The sequence below is a fragment of the Bartonella sp. TT29SHDZB genome (genome assembly GCF_042193395.1).
Classification (GTDB): Bacteria; Pseudomonadota; Alphaproteobacteria; order Rhizobiales; family Rhizobiaceae; genus Bartonella.
The window spans coordinates 1-923 of the sequence record NZ_JBHILQ010000112.1 but is presented as its reverse complement, the minus strand read 5'-3'; the positions used below and the strand labels follow the sequence as shown (position 1 = coordinate 923).

Annotated in this window: 1 protein-coding gene; it reads right to left on the bottom strand. The window is 42.8% G+C overall.

Annotation, left to right across the window (positions count from 1 at the left end; all coding sequences use genetic code 11):
* Nucleotides 1-139 precede the first annotated feature (139 nt).
* The gene (locus ACFIJJ_RS09885) at nt 140-802 is read right to left on the bottom strand and encodes a lysozyme (protein ID WP_375646821.1); all 663 of its coding nucleotides are present in this window, start codon (nt 800-802) and stop codon (nt 140-142) included.
* Nucleotides 803-923: the final 121 nt, after the last annotated feature.

Genomic DNA, 923 nt, shown 5'->3' with positions numbered 1-923 from the left:
GTTGTGGCTGCTTTTAAAGCTTTTTCTGTTTGCTTTTGTTGCTCTGCTTTTTTCCCAAGAGTAAAAGCTCTTGCTAATGCAATAAAAAAAGCGGCTAAAGCCGCGCCTGTTAGCATCAGATTTCTTTTCATCCATAAGATCATAGGCGGTGCTCCTGAAAGCGTTTAGCAACAAAGAAAATACCAGCACATGCGGCTAAAACCATGATAGTGGCGAGCGCCCATTGCACTGGACCATTGCCTGCTAATAAGCCTCCAAGCCCTGAAAAAGAACCAATAATCGGTGCAAGGGCTTCTGCTTTGAAAACCCCCGTTGGTGCTTGCGTTTCTACTGTTTGATAATTGGAGGAAACATAAGCCCCTTTTGCCCATAGCCCTGTTTCTGCTGCACGCCGGTGTGCGAGACCTTCAAGACGCTTCCCGCCTGCTTTGGTCCATTTCTGTAGCTCGGCAGGGACAGCTTCATATTCACCTTGATTGAGCTTTTTTAACAGTGTCGAGTTACAAAAGGCTGTTGTTCCTACATTATAGCAAAAAGAGACTAACGCCGCGAATTGTTCATCCGTTAATGAAACTGTAACAGCGCGTTCAACAGCATTTTCAAATTGTCTTAAGTCTTGGCAAAGAAGTTCTTCTGCTTGCTTTTCAGTGATTGTCATGCCTTCGTAAATAAAAGGTTTTCCAGCACTGTTTGTATGTCCATAACCTATTGTCCACACCCCAATGGCATCTTTATAGGCGTTCAAACGCAAACCTTCCCATTGTTTGATCAGTGCAAGTCCCTCTAATGATATTTTTCGCATATGCTTCTCCATAAAAAAAGCTCCGCAAAAAGCAGAGCTGGATTAAAAAAATTGACATCTTTCTCATTCGGAAAGATAGCTTGGTTAAGCTTCATGTCGCTTTTTCATTGGAACAAAAGAA